Source organism: Marinagarivorans sp., assembly GCF_982758155.1.
The window spans coordinates 16361-39826 of sequence record NZ_CEXWTU010000018.1 but is presented as its reverse complement, the minus strand read 5'-3'; the positions used below and the strand labels follow the sequence as shown (position 1 = coordinate 39826).

The window sequence follows — 23466 nt, the reverse complement described above, 5'->3', positions numbered from 1 at the left end:
GCGTTAAAGCTGATACGTCGACATCGTTGGCGCCACCGAGTTTGGCTTCAAAATCGGTACCGGTAACCACTAAGCTGCCGGTGCTGGCGTTGTAGGTAGCGCTGGTGATAGCTGGAGGGGCGGCCGGGGCTATGGGGTTGGTGAAGGTAATGTTTTTAAATGTAAGGCTGGAAAAATTATTACCGTTAACGCAGCAACCGCTAAGGGTAATGTTTAAATCAATTTGTGCTACACCAGTGACGGGTGAGGTTGTATTGTTATCAAAAAATGAAAAAATATCAGTATCAGCTTGAGGTAACGTTTTATCAGCATCTAACGTCATTGTTTGCAATAGGCTACCGTCGCTGTCTTTAAATGCGATAGTCGAACTGGAGTCTAATATAACGCCGCTTGCAACAAAGGAGTAAACAGTAATAGCGCTAATGTCAACGGTGGCGGCATCGACATTATCGGTTTTAATGACTAGTGTTTTACTGGTTGTTGCAGTGTCATTCCAGTAAAGCTCGTTAGAGGCTGTACTGAAATCATTACTGAAAACAAAGTAGGGGTTGTTAATGGATTTATAGCCGCTGCCGCCTGAGTCGGAGGCCCCCAAACCTGATAAGTTTATGGTTGCAAGGGTGTGTGCATAATGTGCTAAGGCCTCAGGCATAAATGGGTTTTGTATGGTGATATTGCCCGTTTGATACTCTAGTTTCCAATCGGCTTGGTTCAAAGTACTACCGGTTAGGTTTTCCGATGCTGCTACATTGACATGGGTTTGCTCGGCTATGTAGTTAACGAGTGCTTTACCCTTTTTCGTTTTTGCAAGATCACAGCCATAGAATAAAATGTTGGCGTTAGGGGCTAATGAATGCCTAAGAGCTTTAATAATTTTGGGATTGGCTTTTAATGCGACTAAATCAAACGCTTGTCCACCTAGATAAAAAGTGCCGTCGTTTGCGTGGCTAACAATGTGAATAGCCTTTAGATTGGTATAATGTTGCAGTGCTGACTCAACCATATCGGTACTGCTTGGGTCGATTGTCTCGGTAGCGGTATGGGGTCTAGAGCTATTGAACGTATGCGGAGCATTAATAACGGCACTATCGATGAGCACTAGTTCTTGTATGGTTTTATGTGTTGAGTGTAGCGAAAGGACAGTATTTTGATCGGTAGCTGATGTGGCGTGCGCTTGCCGTAAAGCAAAACTAACAGCTACTGCGAATAAAAAGAAACAGCCGCGAAGATAAAATTGAGATTGCATACCAAAAAGCCTATTTATGGGTTCGCGTAATAATGAAAAGAACGGATTAAGTATAGGCAATAATTTGGCCATGACGCCGGAAGGGAAAACGATAAAAACGTCCTTAAAGTCGGTGAGGAGCTTAAACGGCGACTACTTGCGATTTTGGGTGCCCGGGTGTTAACCGCTTAGCGGAAAACCCCTTGTATTAAACGCAATAATTAATAGTGAGCATTACCTGGGAAAGATGAAATGTTGCCTAGTGCCGTGCACTACAACTAGCACTACAACTAGCGCTACAGCCGCCTGAAGCACGCCTAGGTTTGCCGTGGCGCTACCTTCATCGCTCGCACATCAAACACGGGGTGCAGGCCAGTAATACACATGGGCGGTTATGGTTCTATTCTGCGGTTTGAAAAGACTCCATTCGTCGGTTATTACTAGCCCCGCAGTGCATGCGCAGTGCTGCTGGCTACACTGGGTTATACCGATACCCTTTTAGTTGGGGTAATAGCAACAGCATATGGCCTGGCGGTAGAATAATGACAAGCTTTCCTGGGGTTTCACCGAGTAATTTTCAAGCCCAAAAAGGCCCGCGTTATTTAGCCAATTGGCGCGCGCGTTATTTCTTGGACGACCGAAAAATTCACCTTGCGACTGTTACGGCCATTTATAAAGGTGGCTATAGTGTGCAGTGCCCGCAATGCTTACCTGTAGGGGCGTTGATGAATCTCGAATTTCTTGTGCGCTATAAAGAGCATCCAACGCGCATTCGGGTTAAGGGGCGGGTGGATTATTGTTTATTACGAAATAACGATGCGGGTGCAGACGTTGAATTGACGATAACTAAAATTACCTCTGAACATCAGCATGTCGTCAATAATTTGATTCAACTGCTGAGTGACTCTACAGAGTTTAATTTACGAATTTAAGTGAGCGCGTATTTGCGTTGACTGATGACCGGCCCATACACAAGAGTATTTTTATAGGCTAAGGGGCGTGAATGAAATAAGGGAGGGACTAGGAAATAATATTTCATCCACTAATGCTTGATCTCGACATCCTTACCTTCGTTGCTCAAAGCGTTACATGCCTAGGCATGCGCCCCTTTAAGCGCCTCGATAAGAAAGCCGATCTCTTCGCCTAATTGGATAAACTATTATTACCTCGCCCCTAACTTCCCGTTTTTGAATTCTTGGGTGCACGCTTGCCTTCGTTAGAAATATTTGCAATAGCCGGCTATTACGCCATATTTTCGCCTCGTCCAGCAAGCATCAACAAACCCAAATTCCAGCAACTTATTCCGTGCACGCCCCTAAGGGCCGAGGAAAAATACTTTATCCCATAACTCTTGACTCTTACCTCCTGCTTCCTCAACAGCATTGTTCAAAGCGTTACATGTCTCGACATTATGCTCCTCGGTAATAGCTCATGCATTACCCTAGTAACGTATATTCCTATACGGATGCAATGTCTAATAAGAGGCTCCTGCCTCGATGCGTTATTCTAATAACCTACTTCCCTGTAGGCCCCTCGTCTAACTGGAAAAGCTATTATTGCCCCGCGCCTAACGCTGATTTTAGGGCTTGGTTATTGGTCTTATCGGTCATAGAGCAGTAAACTACAAACCTCTGTAATGGCAGTGTCGCATTTTGCGCTGCCCTATTTATCCATCATTTCTAGAGTGCCTTTGATTATGGCCTTTCTTCGTGCTTATTGGCCTTTATTGCCGTTGTTAATTGTTCCTTATTTGTACAGTGGTGCTTTGCTGAACCTAGTAGAGCGCTGGCTGAGGGAAACTGAATATAGTCACGGCATTGTGATTCCATTTATCAGTGCTTACATTATCAGCGAGCGATGGCGTGCTATTCGAGCATGCGCAACAAACGGTAGTGCTTGGGGTGTTCTGATTATTGTGGCGGCGCTCTTGCTCTACCTAGTGGGGGAGGTGAGCGCGCTGTTTGCTGTGATTCAGATCTCATTTGTCCTGCTGTTGTGGGGTGGGGCTTTAGCATTTTTGGGGTGGCGCAGTACTCAATACCTGAGTGCGCCCATATTTATTCTGTTTTTTGCGATTCCCTTGCCGTATTTTTTGGAGGTTATGTTAACGGCCAAGCTGCAGTTGTTGTCGTCGCAGTTGGGCGTTTTGTTTATTGGCTGGATGGGTATGCCGGTTTTTTTGAGTGGCAATGTTATTGATCTGGGGCGCTATCAATTAGAAGTTGTAGAAGCCTGTAGCGGTTTGCGCTTTTTGTATCCATTAATGAGTGTGGGCTTTATTGCCGCCTATTTTTATCGCGCTCACTGGTTAAAGCGTGGACTTGTTTTTTTATCCACTATTCCTATCACCGTTTTAATGAATAGTTTGCGCATTGCTGTTACTGCAGCTCTGGTTGAGCGGTATGGTTTGGCCGCTGCTGAGGGTACAGTGCATGATGCCGAAGGTTGGGTTGTGTTTGCGTTTTGTTTGGCCTTTTTATGTCTTGAAATAATAGTCCTTGAGCGGCTAACGACTAGACGTTCGTTGTCGGATATCTTGGGGGTTGTGCCCGAGCAGCGCCAGCAAGCTTTTTGTTTGAGATCGGGCGCTGTGTATGGCGCAATAACACTACTGGCATTAACGGTTACGGTTTCATGGCTGTTTGAACAGCGGCAGGGTGTGGCGCCACCGGCTACGCATTTAGCGTTATTTCCGCAGGCTTTAGGTGATTGGCAGGGGGAGCCATTCCCGCTGGAGGCTCGGGTGGCTAATAAATTAAAGCTAAGCGATTACATGATGATGAATTTTAAGCATCCGCTTAGGGTTGAGCCTATTAATCTGTATGTGGCGTATTACGCTAATCAGCGCAAGGGAGAGTCGCCGCATTCTCCGCGAGTGTGCATGCCTGGCGGTGGCTGGGTCATTGAGTCCTTCGAGCGAGTTATCTTAAACGGCGATAATGTGAACCGCGCGGTTATTGTGAAAGAGGGGCAAAAACAATTGGTGTATTATTGGTTCTCTGAGAGAGGAGAAATTGTGGCCAATGAATACCATAAAAAATGGCTGTTGTTTAAGGCTTTTATTTACAGTGGGCGTACTGATGGTGCGCTAGTGCGTGTGACAATTCCCGTTGTTGATAATAGGCAGCTGGCAGAATCTGATCAAAAAATTCAAGAATTTATCGCGTTAATTCGCTCGCCGTTGGCGACGTTTTTACCCGGCTCGAACTCATTTTAATAAGGTTGTATTGTGTCTAAAAAAACGATCTCTTTAGGTTTAACCATTGCTGTATTGGCGTTGGTAGGTACAGGCTGTAAAAAGGAAAAAACCGCCGAGGATTATTTGCGTAGCGGGCAAGATTTTTATGAGCAAAATCTATTGGGTAAAGCGCGCGTGCAGTACCGTAATGCACTTGCGGTGGACTCAGTAAATGGCGATGCGCATTTTGGCTTAGCGGCATTGGCGAAGGAAAAGGAAGATGTCGCTGCAAGGCAGTTTCACCTTCAAAAAGCCGTAGTTTTTAGTCCTGAAAATGCTGTAGCTGTATTTGAGTTGGGTGAGATTTCGCTGCTGATGGGGGATTTACCAACGGCGCAAGTATCGGCTCGTACATTAGCAAAATTACAGCCTCTATCTTTACCGTATTATCAGTTGGCGTTAGCCGTGGCTATAGCTGAAGATGATTGGTCGCAAGCGAATTTATTAGGCAAGCAGGCTTTAGAGGCGTTCCCGGAAAGCGCCGAGTTGTTGGGCCTGTTAGGTGTGGCGGCACAAAAGCAAGGGCATTGGTCGCAGGCGATTGATGCATTGGATCGAGCTATTGAGTTGGATGCGCAAAACCCGCAATACCGAGTGCTACGGGTTGAGGTTAATGAAGCGAGCGGAGATATTGATGCTTCTATAAAAGATCTGAAAGCGCTCATTCGTTTTAGTGATAATACCGATGCGCAAATTATTAAATTGGCAAAATTAATTAATGACCAGAGGGGGCGTGCAGCGGCGATTGACGAGTTAGAACGTTATATTCAGCAGTATCCGCAAGCCGATGCTTTGCAGGTTTTATTGGTGGATTTGGTGAAGCAGGATAACCCTGAAGAAGCCGGTAAATTATTAGAGCGTTTTATTAAAGCGGCGAATAACCCTACCGGGTTACTGTTTTATCGTGTTAATGCCGCTTTCAGAAATAGCAATGTTGTGCTTGCCCGCCAGGATTTAACAACGATTACGGCAATGACGGATCAAACACCCGCGGCGCTTGCTGAGGCAAACGCTATGCTAGCAGAGCTTGCATGGTTACAAGGGGATGTTGAGAGCGCCGATGTTTTGGTGAAATCGGTTTTAGTGTTAGAGGCTAATCATTCAAAAGCGCTGTTGTTGCAAGCTAAGCTATTAATGCGTGAAGGTCGGTCTGCTGATGCCGTGGTTTATCTGAATAAAATTTTGGTGAGTAATGGGCAATCGATTGATGCGTTGTTACTGTTGGCAGAGCATTATCAGCAGCAGGGTAATGTGAGCCTTGCTAAGGATTTTTATCAAAGAATTGCGCTGGTGGATCCCAATAATCATACGGTTCTATTGTTTCAAATATATGAGGCTTTTGGTAAACAGAATTTAGCCGACGCAGAGGGTTTGTTGGCGCGCGCGTTACACCATTACCCGAATGACAGTGCCTTTTTGGGGATTCGTTTACAGGTTGCGGCTTTACGCTCGAACGTTAAGGCGGCAAGGGCGGCGCTTGAAAGATTGCAAGCGCTAAAGATTGACGCAGCCGATTTACTATTTTTTGAAGGTTTTATTCTGCAGCAACAAGGTGACCACGTACCGGCAATGGATTTTTTTGGCCGTGCAGTGAGTTCCCGAGGGCGTTACGATAAAGCGTTAAAAGCGATGTTCGTGAATGCGCAAAAAGTCCAGGCTGTTAAGGCTTTTGAAACGTTTTTAATCAAGCATACAGAGGTTAATGCTAATGATTTAACGGCGCAATTATTGTTGGCTCAGTTAATGTTTAAGCAAAACCCCGAAGGTGCCATCGCACAATTATCTGTAGCGGTTGGCCAGTACCCTGCTTGGCCTGAGGGCGTTATAGCGCTGGCAATGTTTAAACGCTATCGGGGCGATAATGCGGCAGCTTTGGCTTTGTTGGCTGAGCATTATAAACAGTCTCAAAATATGAGTGTCGGTATTGCTTATGCGAGGCAGCTAGAACAGGAAAATTTATTAGCGGATGCCGGTGAAGTCTATGAGACCTTACTCTTGGTGGATGCGAGTAATAATGTGGTTCGTAATAATTATGCTTTGTTGTTGGTGGGTGAGTTGTTGAGTAATGCGAATTCACGAAAAGCTTTACAGTTAACGGAGGGGTTTGCCTCTTCAGGTAACCCCGCTTTATTAGACACCCATGGCGTTGTATTAATGGCTGCCGGTAAATTCACAGAAGCTAATTATATGTTTGATAAGGCGCTAAGCTTAGCGGATATCGATGATATACGATTGCACTATGCGGACTCTATGCATCGCAGTGGTAAGCCTCAAAAAGCGCAAGATATGCTGAAGGATTTAATGAGTAAAAATAAGGGGAGTGAGGCGCTAGCGCAGAAGATTGCTGAAATTCGACAACAATGGGATATCGCTGTAAAAGCTGACTAAACCATTTAAGTCGGCCATAAAAAAAGGCCTTGATGCGCAATGCATCAAGGCCTTTTTTTATGGCGCTAAGCGAGACTTACGCTTGAGCGGTTTTGCGTTTACGCCAGCGACGTAGGCCAACCAATGCCGCCATACCCATCAACATGAATTGTACTGATGCAGGTAAAGGAACTTCTGATGGTGGTACAAACGTGTAGTTGTGAATTTGGCGAGTTTGGAATAAAGACTTAACGGCAATGGTGCCATCGGTTGTTGGGTTGCCGTAAACCGAAGCGCCCATGGCTAAGATAGAACCGCGGAAGGTATCTAAGCCCATAATGTTGATTGATTCAGCGTCGTAGAAATTCCACAAAATATTGCTGGCACCAATGTTGGTGGCGTTAGGCTCGGCACTTGAAAAGCCGTTGGTAAAGTTAATGCCGCCGCCAGAAACAAAGTTGTAACCACTGCTTTGCGTAGAAATATTGATAATGACGGTTTCAGCAAGGCCAGCGTTTAAATTAAGGCCAGTGTTTTGTTGAAAAACATCTTCAGCATTGACGTTAAAAACTGCTGTGCTTTGCGTGCCGCTGTAGTTGAATGTGGCGGTGTTGCCAGTGCGTGCAAGGCTACCGTTAGATGCCATGTTGCTATAGCTGGTTGAGTTGCCATTAAGTTCAGCGATCATGCTATCGCGTTGTGCCGCTAAAGCCGCTTGCGATTCTTGACGAACACTGCCGCCGCCATTCATGTTGAAGTTAAGATTGCTACTAACGCTACCGCCGTGAACAATATTGCCGGCCTGTACATTGACACCGCCACCCGTAGAGTTAATGTCGCCAACGGTAACAAGGGTATCGAGTGTGGGAGTGTTAGTGAGGTGGTGGCCAATATCCAGCCAGTTTTTAATGTATGCGTCGCCACCAACAAAGGCTTTACCGCCAATTGAAGCGTTATCGTGAGTGTAATCCTCAGCGGTAAACACGTTGTACTCATTAAGAACTAAAGCACTTGCCGAAAGACTGAATAAGCCTGAGGCGACTGCCAATGCTGATGTTGCGATTATATTTTTCATTGTGGCTCCCTTGTAAAGGTAATTCCGCTTCAACCCATCACCGAACAGTTCAGTGGAGGCTTGGTCGCGTTTAATGGTATTAACTCAATACTGTTTAGCATATATCGTACCAATTCTAAATTGAGGGTTTTATTCTATGCGCATAAGTACTATACCCTGCAGTATTGGCGCGCACTGTAGCGTTGTTTATGGCGCCATTGCGAAAGTTTGAATAAGCCAGAATTTAGTGAATCCCTAGTGCGGTGTAAGCATATTCGACACTCTGCTGAGATGCTCAAGTAAGGAGCGTTAGCCTTTATGGTCGTGTGTGCTTTACTCAATATGCATTCAACCTAGAAACAGCATTGGGAGCCTTTATGATGGTTAAGCCGCCTTGGTCGGTTATTACCGGCGTACATAGCATGATCCTATTTAGTGTCGTATTGATGGCCGGTTGTGGCAGTAGTGGGGGCGATGAAGGCATTGTTGCACCGGCTGGTAATCAGAATGCCGGTACCTCTAGCGCCCAGGCCGGCAGTGTTATGAGTAGTGTTAGCTCTGTTGGGTCTAGTGTGCCGGCTTCCAGTGTGTCTTCGGCGGCTGCAAGCAGTGTTGCTGCGGTTGATATAACAAACAGTATCTTCACAAATACCTCAGGCTCGTGCGCCGATTACGCGCAAACACTCTTTGCTAACGTTATGGATATTCAGGAAAGCCAAGGGTTTGAAGCTAATGTTGTAATTGTATTAGAGGGAAACTCTTGTTTGTTGATGAGCAATGCGATCCCTAATCATAATTTTAATGACTCAAATGCACATTTTGCACATGCGGTAAGCGCTATTAGTCGTACATTTACCATTGCTCAAATACCGGTTGTGGCGAATGCGGTAAGTGCTCTTTCTCAGCGTATGTACGATGCCGTAATGCTTAATGGCGTTGTGGTGGATTTGTTGTCGGCCGGTTGCTACAACCCGTCCAGCCCTATGGCCGATAGTGCAGGTAATACGCCTGCAGGCTGTACGCAAGCCGATGGTTGGCTGTTGGACCCGTTAGGTGAAGGCAATAATTTTGGTACAGATATTCATAATGCGCATGTACAACCTGATGGGACTTATCATTATCACGGTAACCCCAATGCATTATTTGATGATAATCCTGGGCCAAATGGATCACCGGTTATTGGTTTTGCGGCGGATGGTTTCCCTATATATGGCAGTTATTTTAGTGATATAGGGACGGGAGCGGTGCGCAAGGCTTTGTCGGGGTACACCTTAAAGGCTGGCGCCCGCCCCAATGGCGCGAATGACCCTGGCGGTAATTACGATGGAATGTATGTTGATGATTGGGAATTTGCTGATAGTGGTGATTTAGATATTTGTAATGGCATGACCGTGGCAGGGCAGTATGGGTATTATGTGACAGACAGCTATCCTTGGGTGCTCGGTTGTTTAGTGGGCACAGCAAACGCCTCATTTATAAAATAAGGTTTTAGGTTTAAAGATCTCTGTGATCTTTTGGGCTGCTCTTTGAGTCGTGTTAATATTCTTGCGTTGTATTTCTGATGGCGCTGTAACGCAGTGCTACTTTATTCGCTGTTTAAGGGTGTTAATAATGCATCAACATGAAAAACTGAATTACGTTGAATTTCCTGCTGTTGATTTAGAGGCAACAAAAGATTTTTTTGGTGCCGCTTTTGATTGGGTATTTACAGACTATGGCCCCGATTACACGGCTTTTACTAATTCTGGTTTGGAGGGTGGCTTTTATCAAGCTGAGTTAAAATCACGTGCGTTAGTGGGTGCTGCTTTGTTGGTATTTTATAGTGCAGACTTGGAGGCAACGCAGGTAAAAGTTGAGAAGGCCGGAGGTGTTATTACGCAGCCCGTTTTCTCCTTTCCTGGAGGGCGACGCTTTCATTTCTATGAGCCGAGCGGTAATGAATTTGCTGTTTGGTCTGATGTGTAATTGTTGGCTGTCAAAAAAAAAGCACCTTTTAAAGGTGCTTTTTTTTTGCCTGTGAAAAGCCAAATGTTCGTTGTGCTTTAGCCAAAAACAAACACCATTTTGCATATAAGAATCGTACTTGAACTGATTAGCTATATGCCGTGAATTAAAACAGTTGTATTAGAGTTTCGGGTCTAAGGTTTTATCTGGTATTGAAAGAAGTTATACCGCCAATCTTTTTACGGGTGCCGGAAAGGTGAATGGGTTGGCGGTATCGCTTAATTAAGTTTAATTAGCAGCAGGAGCTGATAATGAAATTGCTGAGCAGGGCGTTACCTTTAATGTTTACTATTTATCTTGCCGGGTGCGGTAGCTCCGGCGGGGACGATGTACCGATTGTACCCACTAGCACGCCAACTACTACGGGGGGATCCTCAAGTGCTGCACTAAATTCTAGTGCAGCAGCGGTCAGCTCGAGTAGCGTAACTATTTCAAGTGCAGTGAGTTCAAGTAGTGATGCTGTTAGCTCTAGCAGTACGGCTAGCTCAAGCAGTGTTGCGGTTAGTTCAACTCCCGTCCCTGTTAGTAGTAGCGAAGCCGCTAGCTCAAGCAGTGTTGCCAGCTCTGTGCCTGCATCTGTTAGTAGTTCGGCAAGTAGTGAATCCCCAGCGAGTTCAAGTGCTGCAAGTTCATCTGTTGCGGCCAGTAGTGAAGCCAGTTCTAGCTCAGAAGCTGTAGTTGTGAGCCCCGTGACACTGCAAGGTAAGGTCACCACCTTCCCAACAGCAAGCGTAGTCGCTCCGTCTGGTAAGGTCGGCGTGCGCAAAGCGGGCGGTATTGCTAATTATTATTCTAAATTGCGCCGTGCCGGTGAAGAGGGTGCAATAACGAGTTTAACAAACGCTGATATGGTCAATGCGCGCGCTTTAGTGTCATTGTTCTTACTGAGCGATGTTGAATTTACCACGCCGATTGCTACGGTGAAAACCGATGCTGAAGGTCAATATCAAGTGCGCGCTAAGGATGTTAAAGCGTATTTGGTCACGGCTAATAAAATAACGGAAGAAGCAACGGACGACGACATATTGGTGGCCTTTAGGTTGCTCGGTAAATTGCAAGTTCGGGCTTTAGTGGTTAAAGAGGAAAACGGGGTTCAGCGTGCATTGGCCATTCAATCCATTGCCGACCCTACAGCGCTTGACGAATCCGGCGAGCCAGCGCCTGTGGCTGTAAACCCAATTGTTCACAGTGTTGTTAAAGGCATTATTAATAAAATTCGGTCCGCTATTAATTCCCTGAAAGATATGGGCGTGGATGCGGCGCTTGTCGATCAATTAGCGGCATCGGTGGTAGAAGATGTTGCTGCGACGATTATTGACGTTGTAGCGGCAGCAGCCGATGACATTATTCAAATTCCTGAAGGGCAATCGATAGAGTCGGTTGTTAAAGCGCAGGAAGACGAGTTCGAAATTAATCTTCCTCCGGATGAAATTGAAAGTTTAAATACGTTGGTTATTTCCGATGACGAGGAGTTAACCGATGAGCAAATTACCGGCCTCGAAGAAACGACGATAAATGCGGATGAAGTGATTAGCGAAGAAGACAGTACGTTGGGTGCTTCGCTAGGCAGTGACTCACAGGGTTTATTATCGGGTTTAGATAGCATTCTTTCTGAAAACATTAACAGTACTGTTGAGGAGCGAATTGAAGAAGATGCTGCGCTCCTTTTTGGTGTAAGCGCAGAAGATCAAGCTGCATTAGATGCGAAGTTGGCTGAGCAGGCGCTTCAAAAGAGCAAGCAGTTAACAATTGCATTACAGCGCTTTTTCTTGTCGATGGGGTTAGGTGTTGTGCTAGAGCAGAACGCTGCGGGTGATGCTGCAGTTGTTGCTTTAAATGTTCAGGCCCCTTTCTTTATTGATAATTGTGAATTACCGGGTGGGCAAGGCTTTGGTGATCGAGGTATTCGATTGTTCAAAGTGGGTGAGGGTGTACTCGATGACGGCAGCGCTTACTCTTCGGTTAAACCAGCATGCGGTGAGATTGCATCAGATACTCGACCCGTAGCGCAAAGTTTAGCTGATGTCGTAGCTGAGTTGCCTAGCCAAGATGATATTGATGCAGCTTTCGAGCGAATAGCCGCCGACAGTAATTCACCGCTAGGTAGTGAGTTTATTGCTTCACAAGCGGACTACGAATTAATTGATCAAGTTCGCTTATATCATGAGTTAAATAACCAGTTGAGTGATGCGACTCTTGTTTCTGAGGCGGTGATTACGTCATTGGTTGCGAATCGCAGCGTTACGGTAAAAATTGGATATCTGGCCAAGGTTCTTGCGGATAACTTCAAGTGGGGGCGTGAAAAAGTGAATGTAACGCCAGAAGGTTTCCCTATTTTTACCGGCAGAAGTGAACTGTTAGCTACAGGTGCCAGTACGGTAGAAAGTTCTGAACTTGTGCGTGCATTGAGCCTGTCACTAGCGAGTGATCCTAGTGCCGCAGCAAAATTCTTAACCGAACGTTTAAGTTTTTATGCACAGTTTTCGCCGGATGCGGTGCAGTCGGCTATTGAGAATGAACGTTATGCAAGTGGAGATGCATTTGACGTGGCGACAGCGTTAGGGAGCATTTATCCAACGGTACCTGAAGGCTATAAAGATTTAGTGATTGGCGTGAGTGATGGCGCTGTGAATGTTGCTGGCGCGCCAGCCTATAGGGCAGCCCAAGAGCGTGTTGTTCGCGGTTTAACATCTTCGGTTCCTGCTTCATTATTTGGTCAGACCCTGACAAGCGAAAGTACGATTAATATTCGTGCAGCATTATTTTTTATGGATTTAATCATTAAAAGTGATTTTTTGATTGAAAAAGATAAAGGATACTTTACCGCGCTAGCCTTACCCGGCGTTGTTGGTGATCGCTACATTCCAAATTTTGAAAATTATAAGTTCATGCGTGCTAATGACTCAGTTTCTATGGGTACGTTAGTCTCGTCTTTGCTGAACATTACTCAAATTAATAATGGTGAATTCTTTAAAGCTTTAAGTTCAACGCTTGCTGTAGGCCTTTCTGATTTACCGACAATCCCTGAGTTTAAAGAGCAGAATATTGAAGAGCTTGAAGCAGATTTAGGTGGCCGTGCAGAATTTGTAACGGCAGAGTGTACTATTGAGCGCTTTGATGGCACAGACCCTAACGATAAGGGTTTAGAGCTCAGTGTGTTTCCTGTTGAAATTAACCCTGAAACGGGTGAGTTCTTTAAAGGTGATGCTGTAGCAGATGTTACATTCGCATCAGAGCTACTTGAGGGTGAGGGTAGTCTTCGACGAACCTACACTATCGGCAATATCTCTTCACAAATGGGTGATCAATTTGGTCGTGAATACGTTATTCGACTAAAAATTCCTGGATATCAAAATGACTTGCCTGAGCTGTTTATATTTGTTGATGGCTATGCCGACACCATAAATATTTGCGATGCCGAGTTCCCATTATTTATCGGTCCGGATCAGCAATTTACAGCGATCCCTGGTCTTGGGTTGATGGCTAACCAAATGCGCTTTGATGGAAACGGTGATGAAGCACCTGAAGGGGTTGATTTATCCAATTTTGAAGTACCTGGCGCGCCAATTTATGTTTCTTCTTTTGAGGAAGAACAGCAGGAAGGTTTGGCTGATTTCTATTTTGGTGGTGATGAAACTGGTTACGCAATTAGTGGTGCCGAAGGTGTAGGTTTTGCGCCATTGTTTGGTCAATACCAAAATGGAGAACTGGTTCTATCGATTGAGGCTGACGCTGGTTTAGAGCCGTTGTTTGGAATGCATTCTATTCAAAGCACTAATTTACGCGGCGTTGTAGAAGACTTGCTCGCGAATGAATTGCTACTAGAACCAGAAATTATTGTTGATAGAGATATTGATAATTGGCAGTACGATCGTCTGTACCTTATGCGTGATCGCAAGGGTATTTATTGGGTCATTGAATTACGCTTCTTAGACTTTTTCCTTGAGCCTAACGGTGAAGAGGTTGGCTTTATTGATATTGGTTTCGCCGGTATTAGTAATGTGGGCAGCTTAGATATACCAGAAGCCGGATTCGATGATTTTAGTGGTGCGCCAACTGACGGTTCAGATGTTAATGTCGGACCTATGTATAACTATCTGGCCTATGGTGATTGGTTGATTATCGAGTCACCCTCTGATTATGCCGGTCCGCAAGTGTTACCCGCGCAAGAGTTATCATTTGGTGGTTCGCAAGATGATTATACGCAATTAGCCGCTGCTACCGATGGTATTGTTATTCGCTATGCTTCTGAGCACTTTGAGGAAAAAATTGTTTCCGCAAGTGACTTTGATACTGTATTTGGCAGTCCTCCAGATTTCAGTACGATTCCTGTACGTATAGATGCTGGCCGTGAAGGCATTACGTTTGTTAACTTAAGTTTTAACAAGCAAGATCGTAAATACACAATGACGCCTGCGCCTGAGAACGCAAAAAACTTTGTGACGAACCTTAAGCACAACAACATTATTGCTATCTTCGATAATAATGTTAATAACGGTGAAAGTCCTGTTTACCTTGCTCGTGTAATACGGGATAAGCCAGCGGGTGATCCTTGGGCGAATTTTGAAATCTCCTTAGAAATTGTACCGTTTATGCCATCGGCTGAAGGTGATATTAGCCCTGACGAAGTGGTCTGTTTTGCTGAAGAAACTCGCCCATGCCCAGGTGACCTACCCAATCTTTACCTGTCGTCCGCACTCGATACATCGGTCGGTGTGGTATTTGATAGCGACTTTGATGGCGTACCGTTCGTATTTGATCCTAACGATCAAGACCCTAATATCCCTGGGTCTATAGCACCAAGTTCGTCAGATAATGATGGTTTCAATGAGGGGCTTGCTGTTTTTATAGCGGCGGAATCTGCCGCTGATGTGGGTACGGTAAAATCATTGATAGTCGAGACGGTTAATGTGTACCCAGGTGAGATTCAAGCGGTTGTATTAGACAGTGATATATTCGGCGGTGATTCAGATCGGCAAGTTATTTTTACCTGTACACCACCGAAACTTGACGCGTCTACAGAGAACTTTACTGATTTTCAATGTACTTCTCGTAGCGTTGATGGCGGTGTAACGATTAGCTTGGACTCTAGGTCTGGCGATGGCGTGGCTTTTCAATTAACAGTGCCAGATTCGACGCTAAGTGAATTGGGTGGTCGTGTTGATATCGATTACGAAATCACTTTCCGTGTGCCAACTGACCTCGAAGGAAACCTTTTCATGTGCGGCAACGAGGTGTGCCCTGCTCGTCCAAGTCTACCGGGGGCTTTAACGATAAGAATTCCTGATGACATTGCTGTTTTGAGTGAGATGCGTATAGCTTTGGGTACGGATGAACCTACTGATTTCGGTGGCCTTAGTTCTTTGGACGTCACGCGAGGATTTACCTTAACTGGTGCAACGATTAACGGTGCAAAAGAGTACGAGCTTAATGTGTTTTGTGCGGGCTCTTTGCCTGGTGAAAATTATTTACCTGAAGAAAATATGTCCTTCTACGCGCCTGCGTTTGATGCGGCGGGGCAAAACTTAAGGCCAGAATTCTTTTTGGATATTCCTTGGGTTGGCGGCCGTACCTGTGATTTCACATTTGAGGCGGAGCTAGAAAATGATGCGGGTGACTTTGTCGGTGTGAGTGTATTGCGCTTCGATGATGTCGTTGTCTCTGGCGGTGCAGGCAATGGCGGAGGCTTTGTTGATAACGAAATCAAGATTGAGTTAGGTCAAAGCCTTTGTTTGTCTAGCAGCGATGGCTTCACAATCGTATCTAACGAGAATTGTGAAGCGGATGTCACGTTATTAACATTGCTTGATACGGTTATTGGTGACGAAGCTGATTCATCTGCAATTATTGAACTTGGAGGTAATGTAACGGAGGCTTTTGCTGATGGCGGCCGTAAAGATCTTACCGGTGGCCGTTTAGAGGCGAACGCATTAGTTACCTTTAATGTGAATCTTGATGTGGCTGATGGTGCTGAAATAGAAGCGCCAACGTGCGGCTTTATTTCCAGTGATGAATTCTCAAATACTTGTGGTGATCACAATTTTACTGACGTATTAACCGACTTCTTTGTTGTATCTCCTGAAGGGGATAGTTTGATGTTGGTGGATACTTTACTCATTGATTTACAGTTCGCCGGTGGTGAACTACTGGATTTTAGTGGTGAAATTCCATTAACGACATCGGGTTTTTATGCTCTTGTTGATCCGCTTAATGGCGAAAAGATCATGGAAATTGGTGTTGATGCATTTATTGATGCTGACGGCACATCAGAAGTCTTTGCTCATTTCACACTAACCGCTGGTGGTAATGAGTATCAGGGCGAAGGAGATAACACTCTCGAATTATCTTCACCTGGATATCTATTTGTTTCACACAGTAGCGGTCAACCCGTTGACTTTGATATTCGCTTTGTTCGTGATGGTGTAATTAAAGTTGCCTGGTTTATGCCTCCACCTCGTCAAGCGTTAGAGGGTGAGCACGATATTGATGGCGACGGAAATACGGACATCACATTAAGCTACAGTGCGGAATTACAGGACTGGACCTTTATCTTTGCGGATACGGCCAAGCGTGTTGAGTACTTTGGTTTTAATGGGCCAGAAATTATTGAAGCTGAGACTGACGGTACCTATGCGGCAATCGTATCCGAAATGACAGGCTTTGCCGATTTCATGGTGGCATTCGATAATACTCAGTATCAACTTTATGTTCAGTTTGATCAGGGGGGGCAAGGTTTCTTGGAGTGGTTTGAAATCTATGGCCAGCCTACTGATCCAGGGGGAAGCCCTGGTGAGTGCTACGACTGCCCGCAATCTTTATTCGACTTTATATTTAAGGATGGACAGCCATTATCGCTTTTCGACAATGCAGATGAAGGTTTTAATACTGAAGATATTGGTGCCGCATTACTCGATTTTGAAATAGTGGGTGGCGAGATTGTTATTCGCCTCGCAGATGGCGCCGCTACTGATGCTTATTTAAGCTTTTATGATGTAGAGCTTGGAGAATTTATTGAGGTTGACAGTGTTTTCATCCCGGTGGGGCAGGGCGCTTTACAATTCATTAGTTTTAATAATGATGGTGTTTCTCTTGATTTAGAAGTTTTCGATACGGGCTTTGATGTTGCCGTTCGTATCTTTGAGGGTTATGAGCCGCCGACCGATACTGATCGCCCTGAACCTGAATTACATGATACCGATATGGACGGTTGGTTTGACCGAGAAGATAACTGCGTAATCGTACCTAATGAAGATCAAATAGATACCGACGAAAATGGTGTTGGTGATGCTTGTGAAGCTGTTGGTCCTGAGATTGATGGCGTATACATGGCAGAGCTTACCCAGCAAGAAGGCAGCGAAGTCTTTGATGAAGATGCGGGCCGGTGCGTTGTTGCTGACGATGAGCGCAAGTTAATTGCCGTTCGATCCATTGGTTCTCAGTTATTTATTCATGAAGTTGGCGATGACCTAATGGATGGCCTGCACGGCGTTATGGCTGAAGATGGAAGCTTTAGCGTGATGGGGGGCGATGCCTTCTATAGCGCAGGTGGCTTTTATGATGACACTAGCGGTACTTTCAGTTTTGATTATACGGATTACGAAAGTCTTTATGATGACGACTACGGCTACTCATCTTCTTTTGGCGATGAAAGCTCGTTAGACGGAAGTTTAGAAACTGATGCACAAAGTGACGCTACGCAAAGTATCGATACTGAATCTTTGGGTGACACAACGAGTGTTATTGGCTGTAGTGAGACTGTTGCGGTTTTTGCTTACGGTCCTGACGAGGTGAATGAGCAAGCCGTATTCACGAATGGCGGCGTGACTTGGTTCGATTATGACTATCGCTTTGATTTCGGTGAGGTTTCACTTGATGTTGATTACGGAATCGTACTCGATAATCAACCTGAAGTGACTTTCAGCTGGGATTTTGAAACGCAAGCCTGGCTGGATGGCGGTACAGACGTTGAATTCTTTGTAACGGAGCTTGGTATTGTTGCATCTGATGATTTGTATGCAATAACAGGCTACGGCCCAGAAGGTGAGGTGGGTATTTTGCAGCCGACCAGTAATGGGCAGTGGGTTGATGGTGTTGAATCGTTAGTTGAATTAGCCTCGTTTGATATTAGTGGTATGGCGATTGAAGATGTGGTTGGGCCGCTCGCGGATGGCACACCAAATGAAGTATTTTCGGATGGCGCTATTGCCTATATCACCACTTTGATCGCAGAGAGCACAAACTACAGCTTTGACTGTGATCACGACTGGGATGCAGATGTTACTTTAGTGTGTAATAACGGTTTTATTATTGACTGGGAAGAAACGGTTGATGGTGACTTGGAACCTATATTTGCGGCTGGTTTGAGCGATTTAATCTCGGTGACACCTGATATGGAAATGTCAGAAACTGATGCCAGTAGTTCGGGTGATGTTTCTTCTGCCGATGACTCTGAAGCTGGGGTTGAGGTTGGAGTTGAGGCGACAGCCGAAGACGGTGATATGCCAGCGGCGGGCGTTTATGTTGGACGTGGTGTTGATGAATACGGAGAATTCAGTGTTCATGCGCATATAACCAGTGATGACGGTACGGTTGACGGCGCTAACTTGATGATTCACTACCTAGCGAATTATCACGGTGGCTACGAGATGCCTGTGGAGCTAATAGCTTCTGGTGATGCTGCGTTGGAAACCTATGGTGATATCGAGCTTATTAGCTTTATATATCCTGACGAGCTGCTTGAAGAAATCGATGCGCGCGATGCGGGTCGTTTTATTTTGGTTGAGTCTGAGCTGGATCAAGAACCACTCGTTCGCGAAGGTAGCATAGAGCTTAGTGGCGATGAAGAAATGGCCATGACGCTGAATGCTATTGCGCGCGATGATATTGTCGTTGATTTCGAACTTGAAATCCCAGAGTCTCCCCAGCCTAATTGCGATATGTTCCCTGAGGATTGCTATCCTCCAGAGTATTGTGATCCTGCGTTTGAAGATTGTTCGCCTTCAGGAGAATGCGATCCGGCTTTTGAAGATTGTCGTCCACCCGAGTATTGCGATCCTGCTTTGCAAGACTGCATGCCTCCTGAGGGTTGTGATTCAACGATGACGGATTGCTATCCGCCCGAAGATTGTGAGCTAACTATGGAAGGTTGCTACCCACCAGAAGATTGTACTGATGGCGCTGATGGGTGTACTCCACCTATGCAAGCCATCGATTTTGATGATGATGGTTTATTAGGGCGGGATGATAATTGCGTCTTGGTATACAACCCTGAGCAGGATGATATCGATGAAAATGGTATTGGTGATGTGTGTGAGTCTGTAGGTGTTGAAATATCGGGCGTTTATCTTGCGACATTAACACCGACAGAAGGCAGTACAGAGTACGACGAAGAGACCGGTAGCTGCGAAGCTGCAGAAACGCACAAATCGTTATTGTTTGTTGAGACTATTGGCTCTCAACTCTTCATTCATCCTGAAGGCGCTGATCACAAAATTCACGCCTTACTGCTTGAGGATGGATCCTTTGCAATTATCGAGAGTGAGGATTTTGCGGCAAGCGGTGAATTCTATGATGCCATTGAAGACGTATTAGGGTTTAGCTTTACTGAAACCTCGGGCGACGAAGCGTTAGGTTTATGTATTAGCGACGTAACCGTGAATGCGTTACCCCCGGTTGAAGTGAATGAGCAAGAGGTTGTATCGGTTGGCGGTATTAACTGGTTTTGGTCGGGCGGTGGCCCTGAGGCCGGTTACTTTGATGTCGATTACGGTGTAATTACTGATGACGGTGTTGAGGAGTCTTTTTCTTGGGATTACGAAACTGCCGCTTGGGTCGCCTGGGATAATTCTGAGCCCGAGTATTTGTTGACCGAAGGTGGAGTTGTTGTTTTTGATGACCTTAATCAAATTACGGGTTATGGCGAAAATGGCGAACTGGCCACCCTGCAAGCTACCTCTTTAGGACTTGGAATTGATGGTGTTACAAAAACTGTTGAGTTAGCCGCTTTTGATATTTCGGGTATGGAAATACGAGATGTTATTGGTGATATCGCTAAAGGCGTAGCGCACGATGCAGTATTTTCTGACGGTGCGATGGCTTATGTTACTGAGCTGACGACTGATGCAACTGTCTATATGTTCGAATGTGATCATCTGTGGGATAGCTGGAGTCAAGATAACCTGAACTGTGCGAATGGTGTCGTGCTGGACTGGGTTGAGGACACTAGCGCCGACGCTGAGACAGCGACCTCAGAAACACCGATGCTAGCGGGTAGCTTTGCTGAGTTGGTTTCACTTGAAGAAACGTTTAGTTATGACCTTCCAAGTATTCAGCTTGGCGAGGGTTATAGCGACGGCGTGCATTCTTCTATCGAAGTGATTATTACTAGCCTCGATGGCACAGTGACAGGGGAATCTTTATTCGCCAATTATGTTCATTATATGGATGTAGAGGGTCAAGAAACGGCTGAGCTCCTATCCGCTGAGCCACTAGTGATAAGCTTTGTTGGTAGTACTGAAGTTATCGAGTTTGCTTACCCAGAGACTGTTAGTGACTTGTTGGATAGTGATGCTAGTGCGATCTTCGTTGATACAACAGGGGAGGCTATGCCTATAGTTCGCCTCGCTAGCGTTTCATTTGCGGGTGAAGTAGAAACGGCTTTTACCTTCAATGCGATTGCGCGTGATGATGTTGTATTGGACTTCTACTTGGAAATGGGTGGCGAGCCTTGTGATTCGCTGGCGGGTGATTGTATGCCTCATGATGATTGCAACCCAGCGGTTGAAGATTGCACTCCACCAGAAGATTGCGATCCTGCGGTAGAGAATTGTGCTCCGCCAGTAGATTGTGACCCTGCGGTTGAGGATTGTGCTCCACCAGTAGATTGCGATCCTGTGGTTGAGGATTGTGCTCCGCCAGTAGATTGCGATCCTGCGTTTGAAGATTGCACGCCACCAGTAGATTGCGATCCTGCTGTTGAAGATTGCACTCCACCAGAAGATTGTGATCCTGCGGTTGAGGATTGTGCTCCACCAGTAGGTTGTGATCCTGCGGTTGAGGATTGTACTCCACCAGAAGATTGTGATCCTACGGTCGAGAATTGTGCTCCACCAGAAGATTGCGATCCAACGGTTGAAAATTGCACTCCACCAGAAGATTGTGATCCTGCGGTTGAAGATTGCACTCCACCGGAAGATTGTGACCCTGCGGTTGAGGATTGTGCTCCACCAGTAGGTTGTGATCCTGCGGTTGAGGATTGTACTCCACCAGAAGATTGTGATCCTACGGTCGAGAATTGTGCTCCACCAGAAGATTGCGATCCAACGGTTGAAAATTGCACTCCACCAGAAGATTGTGATCCTGCGGTTGAAGATTGCACTCCACCAGAAGATTGTGACCCTGCGGTTGAGGACTGTGCTCCGCCAGTAGATTGTGATCCTGCGGTTGAGGATTGTGCTCCGCCAGTAAATTGCGATCCTGCGGTTGAAGATTGCACTCCACCAGAAGATTGCGATTCTACAGTCGAGAATTGTGCTCCACCAGAAGATTGCGATCCAGCGGTTGAAGATTGCACTCCACCAGAAGATTGCGATCCTGCGGTCGAGGATTGTGCTCCACCAGTAGGTTGTGATCCTGCGGTTGAAGATTGCACTCCACCAGAAGATTGTGATCCTGCGGTTGAAGCTTGTGATCAACCTATCGGTGATGTGGAGTTGGGTAAGAGCACCTACGATACTGATTGTGCGGCCTGTCATGGTGCAGACGGCACTGACCAATTCGGGGCTTTTGCCAACTCTGTAATTGTACCCATCCGTGAAGATATATATCACGATGCCGCCTCTCTGATGGACTACAACGCGGTTAGTATGCCTTTCACCGCACCGGGTTCGTGCAGTGGCGAGTGCGCAGCTAATGTAACGGCCTATTTGCTAGAGCTGAATGATGCTTATTATCTGAGCATGGAGCCTGCTGTAGGTGGGTTCCCTATGAAGCTTGCAGTGAGCTCGCCATTGGCCGGCTTGGAGGTTCAATCGGATACGCAGGCTCCTCAAAAGGTACGTCACGTATTGGATATTGAAACTTTGGTGAATACGGTATTAGCGTCGCCAAGCTCTTTATCGAGCTATCTTGATATGGCGGATTTCTTTCGCACGGCTCAAAATGCACAGGATTGCTATGGGCCAACACTAGACTATGAAGAGCATCCTGATGGAACTGCTGGGAATAGCGGCCAACTACCTTCTGGTGATTTAGGTATTTGGCGCGAAACTATGCCTGATGAAAACGATGATGGTGTTGAAGAAGCTTGTGCAGCAGCTCAATTAAATGCACAAATGGATGCTGTTGAAAGTCGTTCTACGATGGCGCTAGCTGTTCTTGCGGCAATGAAGGCTAATTATGACGCAACAGGTGATGCAGATATTAGCGCCGATTTACCGATAGGTATGGATTCTAGTGGTGTTGATTTCTTGGTAGAAGAAATTGACGGAGGTACTTTATCTTCGTACTACATCACATTACTAGCGGACTACAACGACGATGGCGTTGATGAGGAGGTTTCCATAACGTTGGTTCATGAGCAGGATGATAGCTCGGACCATTTGTATGAAGGCTTATTAACGCTTGAAATTAAAGACTCTTTTAATGGTGGAAATTGTGGTGCTGGTGAAAATGATGTCACTCGCTATACCTCTGTTCATTATGTAAAAAATGCTGAAACCGATTTACGTTTACAAAGCCGCGAAGCGCAGTTCTGTGGTAATGCTGAAGGCGATAGCGTTGCTCATGGCGCGTTTTCTGAATCGGTACAAGGGCAGAGTGTTTATATTACTGGCTTTGTATTGTCGCCATTAGCCGATTGGTCGGATAACTTCAGTGTTTATACTGCGGCTTATGATCCAACCGCTGTAGATGGAGAGTTGGAAGGTCGTTACACCTACACTTGGCAGGCCGGTAATTTTGATAGTCATGCGCGCATATTAGATGTGGGTTTAAGTGCCGGTGTTGCGGGAGAGTCTTGGTTTGGTTATGGCGATCGTGTTCAGGATGTGGCAGCTGTTAATGAATTCGGCATTATCGGCGGCTTCATTTGTAACTGGGCGGGCCCTAATGGCGACCATACATTAATGGATTATGCTCAACGTCAGCATTTAACGCTGGACACTACGGCGGGTATCTACACAGTGAATGATAATGGTTCGTCGTCAAATATTACTTTTGCGCCCACAAATAGTTGTGAGTATGACGGTGCAGGAAGCTTTATTTACGATCGTGATGTGGATGGTGATTTATTCAATGAGACAACGGATACAGTAATTGTTGATGATAGCGCCATTTTATTCCTTGATCTACTTGCGGTAGATTACCCTGGCGACTTTACTGGAGATGTTGATGCGACGAATGACATTCCCGATATTTGGGAAGTCATTACAAATGCTAGAGGCTTTAGCTTACCGGCGTATCCTATTACTCCATAATAAAAATAAATATAATATCGCTAGCTAAGCTAGCGTACGGCAACGGTAAAGAACCTATTTTAAGGGTTAGGTTCTTTACCGTTTTTTTGTGCCCGTCATAATC

8 protein-coding genes are annotated in these 23466 nt (G+C 45.7%); 6 read left to right on the top strand and 2 right to left on the bottom strand.

What is annotated here, in order from left to right:
• On the bottom strand, positions 1–1246 hold a 1246-nt coding region (locus AC3A8L_RS04005; RefSeq protein ID WP_487960942.1), incomplete at its 3' end, for a DUF4347 domain-containing protein.
• Positions 1247–1767: 521 nt separating this feature from the next.
• Here AC3A8L_RS04005 and AC3A8L_RS04000 point away from each other — a divergent pair.
• The 3 genes from AC3A8L_RS04000 (at position 1768) to AC3A8L_RS03990 (ending at position 6851) form a co-directional block, all read left to right on the top strand.
• Positions 1768–2157, top strand: coding sequence for a hypothetical protein (locus AC3A8L_RS04000; protein ID WP_487960941.1), 390 nt, complete (start codon positions 1768–1770; stop codon positions 2155–2157).
• 764 nt (positions 2158–2921) lie between these two features.
• Complete coding sequence (gene xrtD, locus AC3A8L_RS03995) at positions 2922–4442, top strand: VPLPA-CTERM-specific exosortase XrtD (RefSeq protein ID WP_487960940.1); 1521 nt, start codon at positions 2922–2924, stop codon at positions 4440–4442.
• Between the two features lie 12 nt (positions 4443–4454).
• Positions 4455–6851, top strand: coding sequence for a tetratricopeptide repeat protein (locus AC3A8L_RS03990; RefSeq protein ID WP_487960939.1), 2397 nt, complete (start codon positions 4455–4457; stop codon positions 6849–6851).
• Between the two features lie 76 nt (positions 6852–6927).
• Here the strand turns inward: AC3A8L_RS03990 and AC3A8L_RS03985 are convergent, their stop codons facing one another.
• Positions 6928–7905 carry a choice-of-anchor A family protein gene (locus AC3A8L_RS03985; protein WP_487960938.1) on the bottom strand — a complete coding sequence of 326 codons (978 nt, stop codon included), beginning with the start codon at positions 7903–7905 and terminating at the stop codon, positions 6928–6930.
• A 356-nt stretch (positions 7906–8261) separates the two neighbouring features.
• On the opposite strand from AC3A8L_RS03985, the gene AC3A8L_RS03980 reads away from it, so the two are divergent.
• From AC3A8L_RS03980 to AC3A8L_RS03970, 3 genes are all read left to right on the top strand, one after another.
• Complete coding sequence (locus AC3A8L_RS03980; protein WP_487960937.1) at positions 8262–9368, top strand: YHYH protein; 1107 nt, start codon at positions 8262–8264, stop codon at positions 9366–9368.
• 127 nt (positions 9369–9495) lie between these two features.
• Positions 9496–9849 (top strand): VOC family protein, encoded by a 354-nt coding sequence (locus tag AC3A8L_RS03975; RefSeq protein WP_487960936.1) that lies wholly within the window; start codon positions 9496–9498, stop codon positions 9847–9849.
• Between the two features lie 290 nt (positions 9850–10139).
• Complete coding sequence (locus AC3A8L_RS03970) at positions 10140–23363, top strand: hypothetical protein (RefSeq protein ID WP_487960935.1); 13224 nt, start codon at positions 10140–10142, stop codon at positions 23361–23363.
• Positions 23364–23466: the final 103 nt, after the last annotated feature.

Coding starts and splice junctions, on each gene's coding strand:
- AC3A8L_RS03970 (WP_487960935.1), top strand. CDS start 10,140: ATGAAATTGCTGAGCAGGGCGTTACCTTTAATGTTTACTATTTATCTT.
- AC3A8L_RS03985 (WP_487960938.1), bottom strand. CDS start 7,905: ATGAAAAATATAATCGCAACATCAGCATTGGCAGTCGCCTCAGGCTTA.
- AC3A8L_RS04000 (WP_487960941.1), top strand. CDS start 1,768: ATGACAAGCTTTCCTGGGGTTTCACCGAGTAATTTTCAAGCCCAAAAA.
- AC3A8L_RS03980 (WP_487960937.1), top strand. CDS start 8,262: ATGATGGTTAAGCCGCCTTGGTCGGTTATTACCGGCGTACATAGCATG.
- AC3A8L_RS03975 (WP_487960936.1), top strand. CDS start 9,496: ATGCATCAACATGAAAAACTGAATTACGTTGAATTTCCTGCTGTTGAT.
- xrtD (WP_487960940.1), top strand. CDS start 2,922: ATGGCCTTTCTTCGTGCTTATTGGCCTTTATTGCCGTTGTTAATTGTT.